The sequence below is a fragment of the Inquilinus ginsengisoli genome (assembly GCF_031453975.1).
Classification (GTDB): Bacteria; Pseudomonadota; Alphaproteobacteria; order DSM-16000; family Inquilinaceae; genus Inquilinus; species Inquilinus ginsengisoli_A.
Window position 1 is genome coordinate 329,616 of record NZ_JAVDPW010000004.1, and the last position, 18,079, is coordinate 347,694.

The window sequence follows — 18,079 nt, forward strand, 5'->3', positions numbered from 1 at the left end:
GGCTGGGAGAGATCAGGAGTTCCGATGATGCGCGCCGTTGCCCTGCTTGCCGCCGCCGTCCTGCTGGCCGCCGCCCCCGCTTTCGCCGACGACACCCTGCTGAAGTTCACCACCGACAGCGTGGGCAAGGCGCTGAAGAGCGCCGGCCATGCCGACTACACCGTCGGCAAGGACGATTCCGGCGATCCGATGCTGACCCTGCCGGGCGGCGACAGCGGCGCCGACGACGTCCGCGTCTATTTCTTCGAATGCAATGCCAAGGGCCTGTGCGAAGACATCATGCTGCAGGGCAACTACTCGACCGAGAAGACGGTCTACGCCAGCGTGATCAACGCCTGGAACTCCGACAACCGCTGGACCCGCGCCTACATCAACAGCGTCAAGTCGCCGGTGCTGGAGATGGACGTCAACGCCACCGGCGGCATCGGCAAGGCGGCGCTCGAGGTGCTGCTGAACACGTACTTCACCGCCGTGTCGGACTTTGCCACCCATATCGGCGTGAAGCCGTAGGGCCGGCCTATTTCGGGCGGTCCGCGGCGATCAGCAGGAAGGGCGGCCGGCGGCGCTCCTGCTCCAGATCCGGGCGGGACGCCAGCGCCTCCGGCACCGGGCCGGGTTCGTCCAGCCGCGCCAGCACCAGCCCGGCGGCGATCAGGGTGCCGACATAAGTCTCCGTCGTGCGATGGTGCTTGATCACGCCGTCGACGAACCACTGGGTCTGCCGCGGCCCTTCCTCACCATAGCGGTCGACCCGCCAGTGCAGCCTTCGCCCTTCGGCGTCGCGCTGCCATTGGCTGCCGCCCAGCGCCGTGCACATCGGATGTTCGACCGAGAAGGCGAAACGCCCGCCTGGCGCCAGCGCAGCCGCGATACGCCGGACCACGGCCGGATAGTCGGCGACGTAGTGCAGGGCCAGCGAGGACACGACCAGGTCGAACGCCCCCTCCCCTATCGCCACCGTCTCGATCGACGACTGCTCATAGCGGATGGCGGAGTCCTCGGTCCGCTCCCGCGCCGCGGCCAGCATCTTCGCCGAAACATCCACCGCCAGCACCGAGGCTGCGCCCTGCGCCCGGGCGGTGCGGGCGAAGTCGCCGAAGCCGCAGCCGAGATCGAGGATGCGCAGGCCCGCCAGCGAGGCCGGCAGCAGCCGGGCGAAGGCCGGCTGCTCCAGCACCGCGTTCAGCCCGCTTTCCGCCTCGCGCAGGGCGGCATAGCCGGCGAAGAAGGCCGGATCGTCGTAGATGTTCTGCGGCGCGTCCGGCCCTGGCGTCATTCCGCCAGCCCGGGGCTCGCCGGGGCCTCGACCTTGGTCCGCATGGTGACGAACTCCTCGGCCGCGGTCGGATGGATGCCGATGGTGGCGTCGAACTGCGCCTTGGTCGCGCCGCAGGTCAGCGCGATCGCCAGCCCCTGCACGATCTCCGGCGCGTCGATCCCGACCATGTGGCAGCCCAGCACCCGGTCGGTCTTGGGGTCGACCACCAGCTTCATCAGCGTGCGCTCGTCGCGGCCCGACAGGGTGTGGCGCATCGGCCGGAACAGCGCGCGGTAGACGTCGACCGCGCCGTGGCGCTGCCGCGCCGCCGCCTCGGTCAGCCCGACCGTGCCGATCGGCGGGTTCGAGAACACCGCGGTCGCCACGTTCTCGTAGGACGGCACCCGCGGCCGGCCGCCGAACAGCGTGTCGGCCAGGGCGTGGCCTTCGGCGATCGCCACCGGGGTCAGGTTCAGCCGGTCGGTGACGTCGCCCAGCGCGTAGATGTTGGAGACGCTGGTGCGGTACTGGTCGTCGACGATGATCGCGCCGTCGGCGTCGCGGGCGATGCCGAGATCCTCGAGCCCCAGCCCCGTCGAGTTCGGCTTGCGGCCGGTGCAGTACATCACGCCGTCGGCGGCGATCACCTCGCCACCGGCCAGCGTCACCGCCAGGGCGTGGCCGACCTTGTCGATGCGATCGATCTCGGCGCTGAGGCGCAGGGTGATGCCGGACTTGCCCATCTCGGCGGCGAGATGGCCGCGCAGGTCGTCGTCGAAGCCGCGCAGCACCATGGCGCCGCGATGCACCAGCGTCACTTCGGCGCCGAGGCCGTGGAAGATGCCGGCGAATTCGACCGCGATGTAGCCGCCGCCGACGATGACGATGCGCTGCGGCATCCGCTCGAGGTGGAACGCCTCGTTCGAGGTGAAGGCGTGCTCCTTGACCCCCGGACGGTCCGGCAGCACCGGCCAGCCGCCGGTGGCGACCAGGATGCGGTCCGCGGTGACGCGCTTGCCGCCGGCGTCGCCCCCCAGCTGGATGGTGTGGGCGTCGACCAGCACGGCGCGGGCGTCGAACATGGTGACGCCGGCATTGGTCAGCAGCGTGCGGTAGATCCCGTTCAGCCGCCCGATCTCGGCATCCTTGCGCGCGATCAGCGTCGCCCAGTCATGCGATGCCGCGGGCACGGTCCAGCCGAAGCCGGCGGCATCCTCGAAATCCGCGGCGAAATGCGACGCCATGGCCAGCAGCTTCTTGGGCACGCAGCCGACATTGACGCAGGTGCCGCCCCAGTAGCGTTCCTCGGCGATGCCGACGCGCGCGCCGTGCTGCGCCGCGATGCGGGCCGAGCGCACGCCGCCCGACCCGCCGCCGATGACGAAATAGTCGAAATCGTAGCTGACCATGATGAGTCCCGAGGGTGACGCAATGGAAACGGTGCGGTGAAACCGGCCGCGCCGCCAAGCCCATATGGGCATTTGCGCCGTGTCCGGTACTGCGGCGCCGGATCACGGCCGGCCCGCGGAAGGACGGCGACTCTATCGCCGCCCCGTCGCATCGTCATCCGCCGGATGGGTGAAGGCACCTATGCCCGGCGCAACACCTCGACCCCGCCATCGGCGCCGCCCACGATGGCCTGCTCGGCACCGGCCAGGAACAGCCCGGTCTCGACCACGCCGGCGATGGTCTTGAGCTCGCGCTGCAGCCCCAACGGGTCGCGGATCGGGGCGAAGCCGGCGCAGTCCAGAATAAGGTTGCCGCCGTCGGTGCGCAGCACCGCGCCGTCGCGCCGGCGCAGCACCGGGGAGCCGCCCAGGGCCGCCAGCCGCCGCGCGGTCGATTCCCAGCCGAATTCCGTGACCTCAACCGGCAACGGCGCCTTGACGCCGAGCATTTCGACGATCTTCGAGGCGTCGACCACGGCAACGAAGCGCCCGGCCGCCTCGGCCACGATCTTTTCGCGCAGCAGCGCGCCGCCCAGCCCCTTGATCAGCCGCAGCGTGCCGCGCTCGACCTCGTCGGCGCCGTCGATGCAGAGGTCGAGCGCCTCGGTCGCGGCGAAATCGGTCAGCGGGATGCCGAGCTCCCGCGCCCGCGCCGCGGTCTGCTCCGAGGTCGGGATGCCGGTGATGCGCAGGCCCTCGTCCCGGATGCGCCGCCCCAACGCCTCCAGCACCCAGCGGACGGTCGAGCCGGTGCCGAGGCCCAGCCGCATGCCGTCCTCGACCAGCGCCGCCGCGGCCTCGCCGGCGGCGCGCTTGCCCTCTTCTTGCGGTGACAGGACCGGCTCCGCCATCATTCACCCCGCCATTTCGATCGAAAAGAGACGCCCGGCCCCGCTGGAGGCCGGGCGAAGCGACCTTCAGCGGTTGAGGCCGCCCATGCACAGATACTTGATCTCGAGATAGTCCTCGATGCCGTATTTCGAGCCCTCGCGGCCCAGCCCGCTCTCCTTCACGCCGCCGAACGGGGCGACGGCGGTGGAGATCAGGCCTTCATTGATGCCGACGATGCCGTATTCCAGCGCCTCGCCCACCCGCCAGATCCGGCCGATGTCGCGGCTGTAGAAATAGGAGGCCAGACCGAACTCGGTGTCGTTGGCCATCTGGATCGCCTCCGCCTCGGTCTTGAAGCGGAACAAGGGCGCCAGCGGGCCGAAGGTCTCCTCCTTCGCCACCTTCATATCAGGCGTCACGTCGGTCAGGATGGTCGGCTCGAAGAAGGTGCCGCCCAGCGCGTGGCGCTTGCCGCCTAGCGCGACATGCGCGCCCTTCTCCACCGCGTCGGCGATGTGCTCCTCGATCTTCTCGACCGCCTTCATGTTGATCAGCGGCCCCTGCTGGGCGCCATCGGTCATGCCGTCGGAGACCTTGAGCGCGCGGACCGCCTCGGCCAGCTTGGCGGCGAAGGCATCGTAGACGCCGTCCTGCACCAGGATCCGGTTGGCGCAGACGCAGGTCTGGCCGGTGTTGCGGTACTTCGAGGCGATCGCCCCGACCACCGCGGCGTCGAGGTCGGCGTCGTCGAACACGATGAAGGGCGCGTTGCCGCCCAGCTCCATCGACACCTTCTTCACCGTGGCGGCGGCTTGCTGGATCAGCAGCTTGCCGATCTCGGTCGAGCCGGTGAAGGTGACCTTGCGCACGATCGGGCTGCCGGTCATCTCGCCGCCGATCTCGCTTGAGGCGCCGGTGACGACCGAGAACACGCCCGCGGGGATGCCGGCACGCTCCGCCAGCTCGGCCAGGGCCAAAGCGGAATAGGGAGTCTCGCTGGCCGGCTTCACCACCATCGGGCAGCCGGCGGCCAGGGCGGCGCCGGCCTTGCGGGTGATCATCGCCGCCGGGAAGTTCCACGGCGTGATCGCGGCGCAGACGCCGATCGGCTGCTTGAGCACGATGATGCGGCGGTCGCCGGCCGGCGCTGGGATGGTGTCGCCGTAGATCCGCTTGCCCTCCTCGGCGAACCATTCGACGAAGCTGGCGGCATAGGCGATCTCGCCGCGGCTCTCGGCCAGAGGCTTGCCCTGCTCCGCCGTCATCAGCACCGCCAGATCCTCCTGATTCGCCATCATCAGGTCGAACCAGCGGCGCAGGATGGTGAAACGCTCCTGCGCGGTCTTGGCGCGCCAAGCCGGCCAGGCCTTGTCGGCTGCGGCGATCGCCCGGCGGGTCTCGGCGGCGCCGGCGCGCGGCACGGTGCCCAGTTGGGTGCCGCCGGCGGGGTTGGTGACGGCGATGGTGCGGCCGTCATCGGCATCGACCCAGGCGCCATCGATGTAACATTGTTGCCGGAAAAGCTTCGAGTCGCTGAGTTTCATCGGTCTCGATCTCCGTTTCCGCAGCGAAATATCCGCCGTCGTTCCGATAGAGGTTCTAGCCCAGCCGGCGGGAGGCAGCAAAGCGAGCCGGAGCGCAGCCATGCGTCAGACGCGGAGCTGACGCGTCCGCGCCAAGGTCCAGAACCGGAACATCCCGATCATTTGTCGGACGATGAAGGGGTTAACAGGCATTGTGACTGCCGTCATTCAAGTAGCGATGGCAGTCAATTGAACCACTCGACTTTCCAGCATCGTGTCGAGGGCCAGCCGATTAACCGATCGGAGCGACCCATGCATTCTGGAAAAACCGAATAATTTTTTAACGCCCGACAGGAATACATGTTGCGGCATCGCTTCAGTACTGGTGTTCCAAATCGGGCGAAAATCTGGCCGTAGGATGTCATTTTTCCTTGGCGGGATTATTTCAGAATGTTACTAGACGTCCTTGCCGGTGAGGGGGCGATGACTGGGGTCATCGGACGAGCCGGACGGAAGGGCGCTGCATCCGATTGGAGCGCCAAGGAGCGAGTGAAGTCCGATTGAACAGCGCAGGGGGGACGGGCCAGTGATGACCCGCGACACTGATCATGCACCACGATTCCGCAACCGGGCCAAGCGCCCCATCAGGTCCCTCACTGTTAGTCTGTTAACGCTCGCCTGCAGCATTGGGTTCCTGACCCAGACTGCGCAGGCGGGATCCCGCACCACACGCGAATTGAACCTGGCCGCCGCGGCCGCTGACGGCCGGTCGGCCCAGCAGGTCGAAGGCGCGGTCCAGAACGCCGCGACGACCAGCCAGGCAGCCCCCGCGCGGGCCGCGGCAGCCGATGACAAGGCGCCGGCCACCCCGTCGCCCCGGCAGGCCACCCAGGCCCGCCGCGCCGTCGCCACTCTCGATGTTCCGCGGGCCCAGCCTGCGGTCGCCCGCAGCGGCACCGAGCAGCGGCTGGTCCAGCGCGTCGCCGCGCTGAAATCCGAGAACCGCCGCTGGTCCTGCGTGCCCTTCGCCCGCGAGCTGACCGGCTTCGCCATCTCCGGCGACGCCTGGCGCTGGTGGGATGGCGCTTCCGGCCGCTACAACCGGGGCCGCATGCCGGCGGTCGGCTCGGTCATCGTCCTCAAGCGCAGCGGCTCGATGCGGCGCGGCCATGTCGCCGTGGTGCGCCGGGTGGTGAGCGCCCGGGAGATCATCGTCGACCAGGCCAACTGGGCGCCGCGTGGCCGGGTGAACGAGCCCAGCCGGGTGATCGACGTGTCGGCGAAGAATGATTGGAGCCAGACCCGCTTCTGGCACCAGCCCACCGGCCAGATGGGCACCACCGTCTACCCCACCTACGGCTTCATCTACGCCTCGACCACCCAGGTCGCCGAACGCGCCGACTGACGGCGCCCCCTTCCGAACCGGCCCCGCAAAAGGCCCGTCCGCAATCGCGGACGGGCCTTTTGCGTTGAGGGAGCGGAGGATCCCTGCCCGCCATGCACACGGCATCAGCCGCCCGGCGGTCACAGTAATATCGAAATAAAAACCTCTCGCCAGGACGTCACTATCCCATCAATATTTCTTCGTCCAGATAGCGCCCGAGAGACCATGCCCTGGTCTACTGAAATATAGCATTCAGTAAATCCCATATACAAAATTGTAATTATCGAACCTGCCGACGGATCGCTATCGTTAGTTGCACCGCGACGTCCGGCTTTCGACAGCCATGGCTTCGCCAGGGCGGGCGCGTGCCCAGACACTGACCAGCGACGGCACTGTGAGCACCAAGGCGGCCCGGACCCCATCTGCCATCGACACCGCCGTCGAGACGGGGCGCCGCCGCCTGCTCACCGGCAGTCTGATCATCGCACAGCTTACGAAAGATTTATCGAATATCGATAAATCATTATTGACGGACAATATTTCCGGGTCGCATAGAGGCCGGACACGATCGAACAGCCCCGGACCCATGCCCTCAGATCCCGCCCTGGCCGGCCTCGACCTCCGCAGCGAGGGCAGCCACCCCCCGCTCAGCATCGTCACCGCCCCGGCCCGGACCCCGTCCTGGAGCGGGACGCTGTGGGTCCCGGCCCTGCTCGGCGCCGGCTTCGTGGCGTGGACGCTGCTGCCGGCCTGGCTGGCGGGCAACCTGCATCCGGACACGCTCGAGGGCCTCTACTGGGGGCAGCACTGGCTGTGGGGCTATCACAAGCACCCGCCCCTGGCGGCCTGGTCGTCCGAACTGGTCCATGCCGCCTTCGGCAGCGCCAACTGGGCCTATTACGCGCTGAGCCAAGCCTACATCGCCGCCGCCTTCGCCGGCATCTGGCTGCTGACCCGGGACATCGCCGGGCGGCGGGCGGCGCTGGTCGCGGTGGTGCTGCTGGCCCTGACCCACTACACCACCTACGCCGCGCCGCGCTTCAACCCGAACACCGTCCAGTTCGCCTTCTGGGCCTGGACCGTGGCCTTGTTCTGGCGCGCCCTGACCCGCGACCGGGCGGTGTGGTGGGGGCTGACCGGGGTCGCCGCGGGCCTGGGCGTCCTGTCGAAGTATTCGATCGGAGTGCTGCTCGCCACCCTCCTCGCCTATCTCCTGCTGTCGCCGTCCGGCCGGCGGCACTTCGCCCGGCCCGGCTTCTACATCGGTCTCGCCGCCTTCCTGGCCGTGATCGCGCCGCACCTGATCTGGCTGCTGCAGAACGACTTCGTCACCCTCGGCTATCTTGCCGATCGCGGCGACGAGACCCTGATCGGCCCCTCCGGCCACCTGGTCGGCCCGCTCAGCTTCCTCGGCGACCAGCTGTTCGCCATCGCCCCGATGCTGCTGGCGGCCGCCATCGGCCTCGGCGCCCTGGGGCGCGAGAGGACCGGCCGCCTGGTCCGGCTCGCCCGCCAGCGGCTCCGCTCCCCGGCCGGCGGCTATCTCGTCTTCGTCTATCTCGTCCCGATCCTCGCCTTGGCGATCGCGTCCGCGGTGACCGGCATCCGGATCCGGACGATGTGGGGCATGAGCTTCGTCCTGGCGGCGCCGCCGCTGCTGGCCCTCGCCCTGCCCGCGCTCACCGGGCAAGGCCTCTCGGGCGGGATCGCACCCCGCTTCCGCATCGCCGCCCTGGCGCTGGCGCCGCTGTTCCTGGTCGGCTTCACCGTCCTGATGCTGGTCAAGCCGGGCCTGTCGGGCACGCCGAACATCATGAATCTCGACGGCCCCGCCCTGTCGACGGCGGTGGACGCGCTGTGGCGGCGCAGCCAGAGCGGGCCGCTGGAGACCGTGATCGGGACGATCCCGGAGGCCGGCACCGTCGCCCTCTACGCCGGGTCGCGGCCGCAGGTGTTCGAGGATGCCGACCCGGCGCTGTCCCCCTGGGTCGACCCGGCCCGGCTGCTGCAGACCGGCGCCGCCTACGCCTCGCGCCGCCAGCCGGTGCCCGGGCAGCCGATCGCCGGCCTGTGCCCGCAGTCGGTCACCGCCTATCCCTGGCCGGCGCGGACCGCCCTCGGCACCGCGCTGCAGGACCGGACGGTCTGGATCGCCGTGCTTCCCGGCCGCGCCGCCCCCGCCATCACCTGCCCCGGCTGACGAGGGCCACGATGAACTACGCCATCACCACCATCCCGCGGCGCCTCTCCATCGTCGTGCCCCTGTTCAACGAGGCGGAATCGGTGGCCGACCTGCACCGCGCGCTGGAGGCCCTGGCCGGGCGGCTCGACCAGGTCCATGGCCTCGCGGTCGACGTCATCTATGTCGATGACGGCAGCCGCGACGGCAGCGCCGACGTCATCTCCGGCCTGCGCAGCGACCGGCTGCGGGTGGAGCTGATCCGGTTCAGCCGCAACTTCGGCAAGGAGGCGGCGCTGACCGCCGGCCTGGACGCCGCGACCGGCGACGCCGTGGTGTTCATGGATGCGGACGGCCAGCACCCGCCGGAGCTGATCGACACCTTCGTCCGGCACTGGCTGGTCGATGGCGACGACATCGTCTACGCCGTGCGCCGCCGGCGGCAGGAGGGGCTGGGCTACCGCCTGCTGGTCAAGTCCTTCTACAACCTGATGAACGCCGGAAACACCTTCAGGATCACGCCGGACGCGGCCGATTTCCGGCTGTTGTCGGCCAAGGCGGCGGCCGCCCTGCGCGGCATGCGGGAGCGCGGCCGCTTCTTCAAGGGCCTGTCGATCTGGGTCGGGTTCAAGCAGCGCAAGATCGACTACCAGCCGGCGGAGCGGATCGGCGGCACCACCAAATGGTCGTTCTGGAAGCTGCTGCTGCTGTCGCTGAACGGCGTCACCTCGTTCAGCCGCATGCCGCTGCGGATCTCGACGCTGCTGGGCTTCGCCATGGCCCTCACCGCCTTCACCTACGGGCTGTGGATCACCATCGTCTGCCTGGTCCACGGCGTGGCCCTGCCGGGGGTGCCCGGCGTCATCGCCATCCTGGTCCTGATCGGCGGGGTGCTGCTGATCAACCTCGGGATTCTCGGCGAGTATCTCGGCGAGATCCTCGACGAGGTGAAGGACCGTCCCCTCTACGTCATCGCCGAACACATGCGGCGGGAACCTGCCGATGAGCTGTCTCGCACCCTCCAGGCGCATCACGCTGATCGCCGATGACTACGGCCTGGCCCCCGGCGTGTCGCTGGCGATCCGGCAGCTGCTGTCGGCGGGCGCGCTGTCCGGCACCAGTTGCATGACGGTCGGGGCGTTCTGGCCGGATGCGGCCGGCGCCCTGCACGGCCTCGCCGCCGCGGCCGGCCCCCGGGTCGAACTCGGCCTGCATCTGAGCCTGACCGGGCCGTTCGCCCCCCTGTCGCCGCAGCTGCGCAGCGGAGCGGGCTGGCGACGCTTCCCGACCCTCGCCGGCCTGTTCCGGCTCAGCCTGGGCCGGCGCCTGCCGCTGGGGGCCCTGTCGGCCGAGATCGAGGCCCAGTACGCGGCCTTCACCGATGCCCTGGGCCGGCCGCCCGACTTCATCGACGGGCACCAGCATGTGCATCTGCTGCCCGGAATCGCCGAGACGCTGGGCCTGACCCTGCAGAGCGTCGGTGCCCGGCCGCGCTGGATCCGGCGCTGCGGCGACCATGCCCGCCGCATCCTGCGCCGCCCCTTCGCCGCCAAGTCGTTCTTCCTCCAGGCCCTGAGCCGGCGGTCGGATGCGGTGCTCGGCCCCCTGGCCCGGCGCCGCAACGCCAGCTTCTGCGGCATCTATGACTTCGCGGCGCGGGACTATCCCGCCCTGTTCGACCGCTGGCTGGCCACGGTGCCGGACGAGGCCGTGGTGATGTGCCACCCCGGCCTGGTCGACCGGTCGCTGGCCGCGCTCGACCCCGTCACCACGGCGCGCGAGGCCGAATGCCGCTACTTCGCCGGGCCGGGATTCCGCCACGCGCTGCGGCGGCACGACGTGGCCCTGGCGCCGTTCGGCATGCCGGCCGAGGCCGCGGCAGAACCGGAGACTCCCTTCCGTCGCGGAATCGGCTAGACTCCCCGGCCCAGCACCGCAGAGCCGGACGTCCATGCCCTCCTTCGACATCGTCTCGAAAACCGACCTCACCGAAGTCGACAACGCCGTCGCCGGCGTGATGCGCGAGGTCGCCCAGCGCTTCGACTTCAAGGGATCGAAATGCTCGGTCGAGCGCAGCGACGACAAGCTGACGATCATGGCCGACGACGACCTGAAGCTGAAGCAGATGCACGAACTGCTGCGCGGCTACTTCTCCCGCCGCAAGCTCGATGCCGGCGCGCTCGACTTCAAACCGGTCGAGAAGGCCTCCGGCAACATGGTGCGGCAGGAGGTGGTGGTGAAGCAGGGCATCGACCGCGACTTGGCCAAGACCATCATCAAGGCGATCAAGGACAGCAAGCAGAAGGTGCAGGCCGCGGTCCAGGGCGACGAGTTGCGCGTCACCGGCAAGAAGCTGGACGACCTGCAGGCCGTCATCGCCCTGGTGCGCGGGCTGAAGATCGAGATGCCGCTGCAGTACCTGAACTTCCGGGACTGACGGCGGCGGCGAAGTCCCTCTGATCCACCGCGGAGACGGCCGCGTATCCTCGACACCAGGCGCGCGACGGATCCGAGGGGACGATGCTCACCATTCTCTGCTTGTACGGCGCGGTCGCGGTTGTCTTCCTCGGCCTCGACGCGATCTGGCTCGGCCTGGTGGCGAAGGGCTTCTACGCCGCCAGCCTGGGCACGCTGCTGGCGGACCGGCCGAACTTCGCCGTCGCCGGGCTGTTCTATGCCGTCTATGTCCTCGGCATCGTCGTCTTCGTCGCCCTCCCCGCCTATGAGGCCGGGTCCTGGGGCCGGGCGGCGATCCGCGGCGCGCTGTTCGGCTGCGTCGCCTATGCCGCTTACGACCTGACCAACCTGGCGACGCTGCGCAACTGGCCGGTGGCCCTGACCGTGGTCGACCTCGCCTGGGGCGCCTTCGTCACCGCCGTCTCGGCCGCAGCCGGCGTCGCCATCGTGCAGGCCGTCCTGGGCCGCTAAGCGTCTTCGCACCCCGTCATCGTCCGATCGGCAACGGATTTCGCCGCCAAGCGTTCATCCCGGGAGACCGTTGCGGCCCTTGGGGCCAGGAGACATGAGATGACGCGCCCATCCCTTGCCGTCGCCGCCCTCGCCGCGGCGTTTGCGCTTGCCGCCTGCGGCCGGACCGGAGAGACCGCCATGCCGTCGTCGCCTGCCCCGGTCGCCAGCGCCAGCGTCACCGGCACCGCGACCTATCGCGAACGCATCGCCCTGCCGGCAGATGCGGAGCTGATCGTGCAACTGGCCGACGTCTCGCTGGCCGACGCGCCGTCGACGGTGGTGGCCGAGCAGCGCATCGCCCCGGTCCGGGTGCCGTCGCCGTTCACCCTGTCCTACGACCCGGCCCAGATCGACCCGCGTCACAGCTACGCCGTGTCGGCCCGGGTCGAGCGCGCCGGCAAGCTGCTGTTCACCACCGACACCCGTCATGCGGTGCTGACCCAGGGGGCCGGCAATACGGCCGAGATCGTGATGATCAAGGTCCAGCCGCACTGAGGCGGTAACGGATCAGCCCGGCTGCCGGTGCCGCCACAGCGCGTAGAGGTCGGTGCCCGCCACCCGCACCGGCAGGTGCCGGACGGTCATGGCCCGCTCGCCCAGCGGCTTGGCCAGCTCGGCATAGACCCCGGCGGTCGACAGGCCGAACGGCGCCCCATCCTCGTTCGAATGGGCATAATAGACGGCGTCGATCCCGGTCATGGTCATGGCCGCGAGGCACATCGGGCAGGGATGGCCGCTGGCATAGACGGTGCAGCCGTCCAGGCGCAGCGATCCGAGATCGCGGCTGGCCGCCCGGATCGCCTGCAGTTCGGCATGCGCCGTCGGGTCGCCCGTGGCGCCCATCTGGTTGACGCCGGTGGCGATCACCGTGCCGTCGCGCACCAGCACGGCGCCGAAGGGCCGGCCGCCCTGCTCCTCGACGTTCCGGCGGGCCAGATCGATCGCCTGGATCAGAAACGGTTCATGGGCGGTCATCTCTCCTCCCCTGTGCCCGGACCGGCCGGCAGCATCGTCGATTTCTGCGCCAGGTCGCCGCCGCGCCAGAGATAGAGCGCCAGCAAGGGCTGCCCGTCGGTGCGCATGGCGTGCGGGATCCAGGTGGGATGATGGATCAGCGTGCCGGGGCGGCGCCGCGCCCAGCCCTCGTCGCCGCGCAGCCAGTCGGCCGTGCCGGCCAGGGGCAGGTAGATCTCCTCGGCGGCGTGGTTGTGCGGCGGGTATTCCACATCAGGCCCCAGCAGCAGGAAACCGCAGGCGAGGCGGTCATCGGCGACCGGCCCCCTGAGGCCGGCCAGCTCGGTCCAGCCATAGCGCTCGAGGAAGTGCGGGTCCACATCGCCGGCCCCATAGGTCTGGCCCCAGGCCAGGTCCGGCGCGGCGTCGACGAGGTCCGCGACCAAAGCGCGGGTGTCCGCGACCGGCGCCAGCGCATCGAGCCAACGCAGCACCGGCAGCGGCCGGGGCTCGGTCACCCGCCGCATCGCCTCCGGCGTAGGCCAGTCGGCGAGGAAGGCGGCGAGCTCCGGCCGGTCGATGCCGTCGAGCAGCACCCGGGCCAGGGCGAGCAGCCGACTTGCGGCGTCCGCGCTCACGGCAGCCCCCGCCGGGTCTCCGCGATCCGCTCGAGAAGGGCGTCGACCGTGGCGGCGACGCTGAGGCCGGAGCTGTCGAGCCACAGCCCGATCCGCGGCGTGTCGGCGCGCAGGCCGCGATCCAGGTCTTCCGGCGTCCAGGCGCCGTAGCCGGTCTTGGGGCGGCCGGCCTCGCGTGCCGCCACCGCCTCGGGCGACGGGCACAGCACCACGACGCCGAAGGACCGGCCCCGCAGCCGTTCGACCATCCGCGCCAGCGTCGGCCCCAGGATCACGTCCTGCCACACCACGGTGAAGCCGGCCTCGGCATAGCGGCCCGCCGCCATCGCCGCGAGGTCGTGGCGCAGGTCGAGCTGCCGCAGCGCCTCGGCCGGCAGGTCGGGCGTCACCTCGACCCGGCCGGAGACGATCATCCGCCGGAACAGGTCGCCGCGCAGATGCACCGCCCGGGGCAGCCGCTCGGCCAGGGCCTGGGCCACGGTCGACTTGCCCGCCGCCATGATGCCGGTGATGACGATGATGTCCGGCACGGTCTCAAATGGCATGGCGGACTCCGCTCTAGCTCCGGCCGCTGCACTCGCGCACCAGCAGCGTCTGGAACCAGTCGTCCTTCAGCAGGATGTTGAGGTTCTTGGCGATCCCGGCGTCGACCGCGCGATCGACCGACTGGCCCCGCGGCACGGTGAAGGTGGTGCCGATCGCCTGGTCGAACGGGACATCGTTGCCGACGGTCAGGACGTAGCGGATGTCGATGCCGTAATGCTCCTCCGCCCCCGCCCTCTCGACATTGAAGTCGCGGATCGTGCCGTCGAGGGTGCAGCGGGTGGAATCCAGCCGGGCGCCGGCGCGCCGCAGCTCCGCCTTCAGGGCGCCGGTGATGTAGCCGGGCACGTCCTGCACGCTGCCCTGCGGCGCGGCCCCGGTGCGCGGCCGGTAGCCCATCGGGTTGACCGCGACCGAACCGGTCAGATGCGCGGTGGTCTGCGGCTGGTAGCCCGTGCGCGGCCCCTGCGGCCCCGGCTGGGCGGCGCAGGCGGCGACGAGGAGAGCGAGGGCGAGCGGCAGGCGACGCGGCATGGGGGCTCCGACGGTTTCCGGCGGGGCCCGATCGCCCCGCCCCGACATAGCCCCGCCGCCGCGGCGGGGTCAATCCGATGCGGCCTTCCGGCCGAGCCGGCCGATGCGGGCTTGCCGCCCGGATCAAGCCGACGCGGCGGCCAGGATCTCGTCGAACGCCCCATGCAGGCCGGAGGCCTGGAAGCTGAGCCGGTTGCCCGAGCCGGTGTTGGTCACCAGCGCCGCGCTGATGCCGGTCGCCGGATCATGCTGCATCACCGAGACATAGCCCGGCAGGCTGCCCTGGTGGCCCAGGGTCATCCGGCCGGCATAGGAGGACAGGAACAGACCGGCCCCGGATTCCCGCATCCGCGTGCCCGGGAAGCCGGCGGGCCAGCGGTTCTCCGCCATCTCCTGCAGCCATTCCGGTTCGAACAGCCGGCCGCCGAACAGCCCGTCGAGGAACAGCGCCATGTCCCGCGGCGTCGCCACCATGTCGCCGGCGGCATAGGCCTCGGAGAACGGGAACAGCGCGGTCGAATCCTGCAGCGCGTCGGAGGGCTCGAGCACGCCGTTCATGTTCCACATCTCGCCGCCCTGCTCCAGCGGCAGCGGGCCGCCCGGCGGTGGCGGCGGGCGGTGGTAGTAGCCGCGCACCAGCCGGTCCTCCGGGAAGGCCTCGCCGGCGGCCGAGAAGCTGTCCGCCAGGCCGAGCGGCTGCAGCACCTGGCGCCGCACCTGCGCCGCCAGCGTGCCGCCGGTCAGCTTCTCGATCAGCATGCCGGCCAGGACATAGCCGGTGTTGCTGTAGGAGCAGCGTTGCCCCGGCTCCTCCTGCGGCCGCACCCGGAAGGCAAGGTCGACGATCTCCTGCGGCGCCCAGACCCGGCCGGGCATCATCGGGATGTCGAACTCGAATTCCGGCAGGCCGCTGCGGTGGTTGACCAGCTGGCGCACCTGGATCTGCCCGCCCTTGGGCAGGTCCGGGAACCATTCCGCCACCGGCTGGTCGAGCGGCACCACCCCGGCCCGCGCCAGCCGCATCAGCGTGGCGGCGACGAAGGTCTTGGTGCAGCTGCCGTTCTTGAACAGATGGTGCGGTTCGACCGCATTCCCCCGCTCCCGGTCGGCCAGGCCGGCGCAGACCGTCAGCAGCGCATCGCCAGGCATCACCACTGCGACCGAAGCGCCGACGATGCCCTTGGCCACGAAGTCGTCGAGAATATCCTTGATCGCCGTTGTCACATCGCTTGCCATGCTGCCTCTCCCCGCCCGGCTATTCCGCCAGGTCGAGCTTGGAGAAATTCTGCCGGCCGAACGGGTCGAGCACGTAGTTCAGCACGTTCTTGCGGATCGGCATCGAGACGATCGAGCTGGCGATCGGCACCAGCGGCACCTGGTCCTCCACGATCTGCTGCGCCTTGACGTAAAGCTCGGTCCGCCTGGCCTGGTCGGTGGTGCTGCGCGCCTCGTCCAGCAGGGCGTTGAACGGCTTGTCGCACCACTTCATGCGGTTCTGTTCGCCGCAGGCCAGGACGAAGGTCAGGGTGTTGTCGGGGTCGCCATTGTCGCTGGTGCCGCCCAGCAGCAGCGCGTCATGCTCGCCCGCCTGGGTGCGGTTGAGATAGGCACCCCATTCCATGCTGACGATCTCGGCCTTCACCCCGATCGCCGCCCAGTCGGCCTGGATCAGCTCCGCCATCCGCCGGGCGTCGGGGTTGTAGGGCCGTGACACCGGCATCGCCCACAGGGACAGCGAGAAGCCGTCGGGATAGCCGGCCTCGGCCAGCAGCGCCTTGGCCGCCTTGGGGTCGTAGGCGTAGCCCTTGAGATCCTTCGCCGCGCCCCATTCGACCGGCGACAGCGCCGAATTCACCAGCGTGCCGGCGCCCTGGTACACCGCCTCGACGATCGCCTGGCGGTTGATCGCCATGGCCAGGGCGCGCCGCACCCTGACGTCGCCGAGCGGCTTCTTCTCCAGGTTGAAGCCGAGATAGCCGAGATTGTCGCCCGGGCGCTGCAGCACCGTGATGTTCGGGTCCTGCTTCAGCTGCGGCACCGCCGAGGCCAGCGGCTGGGTGGTGATCTGGCATTCCCCCGCCTGCAGCTTGGACACCCGCACCGTCGCGTCCGGGGTGATGTCGAACACCAGCGTGTCGATCGGCGGCTTGCCGTCCCAATAGTCGGGGTTGGCCTTGTAGCGGATGCGCGAATCCGGGTCGTAGGCCTGCAGCACGAAGGGCCCGGTGCCGACCGGCGTCTGGTCCAGCGCCTCCGGCGTGCCCTTGGCCACCATCGCCTGCGCCATCTCAAGCGACTGGATCGAGGCGAAGTCGAGCGCGATGGTCGCCAGGAAGGTGGCGTTGGGGGCCTTGAGGGTGAAGCGGACGGTGAGGTCATCGACCTTGTCGATCGACTGCAGCATGGCCCCCAGACCCAGCGCCTCGAAATATTCGTAGCTGCTGCCGCCCAGGGTGTGGAACGGGTTGTCCGCCCGCCATTGCCGGTCGAAGGAATAGACCACGTCGTCGGCGGTCAGGGGCCGGGTCGGGGTGAAGGCGGCATTGGCCGCGAACTTGACGTCCGGGCGCAGGTGGAAGGTGTAGATCCGGCCGTCGTCGGAGATCTCCCAGCGCTCGGCCAGGGACGGGGTGATCTCGGTGGTGCCCGGCTTGAACCGGACCAGCCGGTCATAGACCGTGCGCGCCACCGCATCCATGGTGGAGTCCGCGCTGGCGAACATCGGGTTGAAGCTCTCCGGGCTGGCCTCGGAGCAATAGACCAGCGTCTTCGCCGCCGCCGGCAGCCCCGGCGCCGCCAGCGTGATCAAGGCCGCCGCGACCAGCGACCGTCGCACCATCGACATGTCCGTCTCCCTGCTCATGGTGAGCGCCGGCCGCTTGCGGCTTCGGCAGCGTTATTTTTCTGAAGCGTCAATATTTTTACTATGCTGCAAGCGAATTTTCAGTGTCAAGCGAGCTTGGCAATGCCCCTTCAGGGAACCGCCCGGACCACTGTTCCGTTAGTGGTTAGCCGCCCTGCCGCGGCCGCTTCGCCACGTTTCGCGCCTGATCCGCGGGATGTGGCACGTGATCGCTGCACCATTCTGTGCCGGAGGGAGCTGCCATGTCGCCGCACGACCTGAATGTGAAGCTCGACACCCACGAGCCGCAGCTCAAGATCCTGGACCCCGAGCTGCTCGACTACATCCAACGGCGCCGGGTCGAGGATGTCGTCTTCCCCGCGGGCGCTACCATCATGCTGGAGGGCGATGTCAACCCGCCGCTGTACAGCGTCACCGAAGGCTGGGCGATCCGCTACAAGACGCTGCAGGACGGCCGACGGCAGATCCTGTCCTTCATCCTGCCGGGCGACGTGATCGGCTTCCAGGCGCAGTTCTTCGAGAACGCGGTCACCTCGATCGAGGCGGTCACCGACGTCTCGCTCTGCGTCGTCGCCTATCGCGACATCGCCGACCTCTACCAGACCCAGCCGGACATCGCCTTCCGCTTCGCCGCCCTGGCGGCAGACCAGAAGCGCCAGATGGAGGAGCAACTGCTGTCGATCGGCCAGCGCACCGCGCTGGAGCGGGTGTCGGCGCTGATCCTCGACATCCACAACCGCGCCGAGGCGCGCGACATGAAGCAGGCCGGCAGCATCCCCTTCCCGGTGACGCAGCAGCACGTCGCCGATGCGCTCGGCATCTCCCTGGTGCATGCCAACCGGACCCTGAAGCGGCTGCAGCGCGACGGGCTGTTCCGGATCAAGGGCCGCCGGCTGGAGATGCTGGACGCCGCCGCACTGGAGCAGGTGGCGCAGAAGCCGACGAGCTGAACCG

At 69.7% G+C, this 18,079-nt stretch carries 19 protein-coding genes; 9 read left to right on the forward strand and 10 right to left on the reverse strand.

All coding sequences use genetic code 11. The annotated features are described in order from the left end of the window. Positions 1–24 precede the first annotated feature (24 nt). Positions 25–510: a YbjN domain-containing protein gene (locus tag E9232_RS13115; protein ID WP_309794573.1), complete on the forward strand. Its 486-nt coding sequence runs from the start codon at positions 25–27 to the stop codon at positions 508–510. A gap of 7 nt (positions 511–517) precedes the next feature. Here the strand turns inward: E9232_RS13115 and E9232_RS13120 are convergent, their stop codons facing one another. From E9232_RS13120 to gabD, 4 genes are all read right to left on the reverse strand, one after another. Next, positions 518–1,276, reverse strand: coding sequence for a class I SAM-dependent methyltransferase (locus tag E9232_RS13120; protein ID WP_309794574.1), 759 nt, complete (start codon positions 1,274–1,276; stop codon positions 518–520). After that, complete coding sequence (gene gor, locus E9232_RS13125; RefSeq protein ID WP_309794575.1) at positions 1,273–2,667, reverse strand: glutathione-disulfide reductase; 1,395 nt, start codon at positions 2,665–2,667, stop codon at positions 1,273–1,275. The genes E9232_RS13120 and gor overlap by 4 nt, the downstream gene beginning before the upstream one ends. A gap of 179 nt (positions 2,668–2,846) precedes the next feature. Then, positions 2,847–3,557: a ribose-5-phosphate isomerase RpiA gene (gene rpiA / locus E9232_RS13130; protein ID WP_309794576.1), complete on the reverse strand. Its 711-nt coding sequence runs from the start codon at positions 3,555–3,557 to the stop codon at positions 2,847–2,849. A gap of 66 nt (positions 3,558–3,623) precedes the next feature. Continuing rightward, complete coding sequence (gene gabD / locus E9232_RS13135; protein WP_309794577.1) at positions 3,624–5,081, reverse strand: NADP-dependent succinate-semialdehyde dehydrogenase; 1,458 nt, start codon at positions 5,079–5,081, stop codon at positions 3,624–3,626. A 715-nt stretch (positions 5,082–5,796) separates the two neighbouring features. Between gabD and E9232_RS13140 the strand changes: the two genes are divergently transcribed. The 7 genes from E9232_RS13140 to E9232_RS13170 all read left to right on the forward strand — a co-directional run bounded on the left by E9232_RS13140 (position 5,797) and on the right by E9232_RS13170 (position 12,088). Beyond that, positions 5,797–6,465 (forward strand): CHAP domain-containing protein, encoded by a 669-nt coding sequence (locus tag E9232_RS13140; RefSeq protein WP_309794578.1) that lies wholly within the window; start codon positions 5,797–5,799, stop codon positions 6,463–6,465. A gap of 565 nt (positions 6,466–7,030) precedes the next feature. Continuing rightward, positions 7,031–8,644, forward strand: coding sequence for a glycosyltransferase family 39 protein (locus tag E9232_RS13145; protein ID WP_309794579.1), 1,614 nt, complete (start codon positions 7,031–7,033; stop codon positions 8,642–8,644). A gap of 11 nt (positions 8,645–8,655) precedes the next feature. Then, positions 8,656–9,672: a glycosyltransferase family 2 protein gene (locus tag E9232_RS13150; protein WP_309794580.1), complete on the forward strand. Its 1,017-nt coding sequence runs from the start codon at positions 8,656–8,658 to the stop codon at positions 9,670–9,672. Then, positions 9,626–10,540 carry a ChbG/HpnK family deacetylase gene (locus E9232_RS13155; RefSeq protein ID WP_309794581.1) on the forward strand — a complete coding sequence of 305 codons (915 nt, stop codon included), beginning with the start codon at positions 9,626–9,628 and terminating at the stop codon, positions 10,538–10,540. Before E9232_RS13150 ends, E9232_RS13155 begins: the two co-directional genes overlap by 47 nt. Positions 10,541–10,574: 34 nt before the next feature. After that, on the forward strand, positions 10,575–11,060 hold the full coding sequence (locus tag E9232_RS13160; protein ID WP_309794582.1) for a YajQ family cyclic di-GMP-binding protein: 486 nt from the start codon (positions 10,575–10,577) through the stop codon (positions 11,058–11,060). 83 nt (positions 11,061–11,143) lie between these two features. Next, positions 11,144–11,551, forward strand: coding sequence for a DUF2177 family protein (locus tag E9232_RS13165; RefSeq protein WP_309794583.1), 408 nt, complete (start codon positions 11,144–11,146; stop codon positions 11,549–11,551). A 99-nt stretch (positions 11,552–11,650) separates the two neighbouring features. Continuing rightward, positions 11,651–12,088 (forward strand): YbaY family lipoprotein, encoded by a 438-nt coding sequence (locus E9232_RS13170; protein ID WP_309794584.1) that lies wholly within the window; start codon positions 11,651–11,653, stop codon positions 12,086–12,088. 12 nt (positions 12,089–12,100) lie between these two features. Here the strand turns inward: E9232_RS13170 and E9232_RS13175 are convergent, their stop codons facing one another. From E9232_RS13175 to E9232_RS13200, 6 genes are all read right to left on the reverse strand, one after another. Beyond that, complete coding sequence (locus E9232_RS13175; protein ID WP_309794585.1) at positions 12,101–12,568, reverse strand: nucleoside deaminase; 468 nt, start codon at positions 12,566–12,568, stop codon at positions 12,101–12,103. Then, on the reverse strand, positions 12,565–13,185 hold the full coding sequence (locus tag E9232_RS13180; RefSeq protein WP_309794586.1) for a dimethylsulfonioproprionate lyase family protein: 621 nt from the start codon (positions 13,183–13,185) through the stop codon (positions 12,565–12,567). The genes E9232_RS13175 and E9232_RS13180 overlap by 4 nt, the downstream gene beginning before the upstream one ends. Then, positions 13,182–13,730, reverse strand: coding sequence for an AAA family ATPase (locus tag E9232_RS13185; RefSeq protein ID WP_309794587.1), 549 nt, complete (start codon positions 13,728–13,730; stop codon positions 13,182–13,184). The genes E9232_RS13180 and E9232_RS13185 overlap by 4 nt, the downstream gene beginning before the upstream one ends. Positions 13,731–13,743: 13 nt before the next feature. Continuing rightward, on the reverse strand, positions 13,744–14,262 hold the full coding sequence (locus E9232_RS13190) for a hypothetical protein (protein ID WP_309794588.1): 519 nt from the start codon (positions 14,260–14,262) through the stop codon (positions 13,744–13,746). 123 nt (positions 14,263–14,385) lie between these two features. Continuing rightward, positions 14,386–15,498, reverse strand: a complete 1,113-nt coding sequence (locus E9232_RS13195) for a serine hydrolase domain-containing protein (protein WP_309794589.1) — start codon at positions 15,496–15,498, stop codon at positions 14,386–14,388. A 19-nt stretch (positions 15,499–15,517) separates the two neighbouring features. Then, positions 15,518–17,107, reverse strand: coding sequence for an ABC transporter substrate-binding protein (locus tag E9232_RS13200; RefSeq protein ID WP_309794590.1), 1,590 nt, complete (start codon positions 17,105–17,107; stop codon positions 15,518–15,520). A 260-nt stretch (positions 17,108–17,367) separates the two neighbouring features. On the opposite strand from E9232_RS13200, the gene E9232_RS13205 reads away from it, so the two are divergent. Further along, entirely contained in the window at positions 17,368–18,075 is a 708-nt protein-coding gene (locus tag E9232_RS13205; RefSeq protein ID WP_309794591.1) for a Crp/Fnr family transcriptional regulator, read from the forward strand. Positions 18,076–18,079 lie beyond the last annotated feature (4 nt).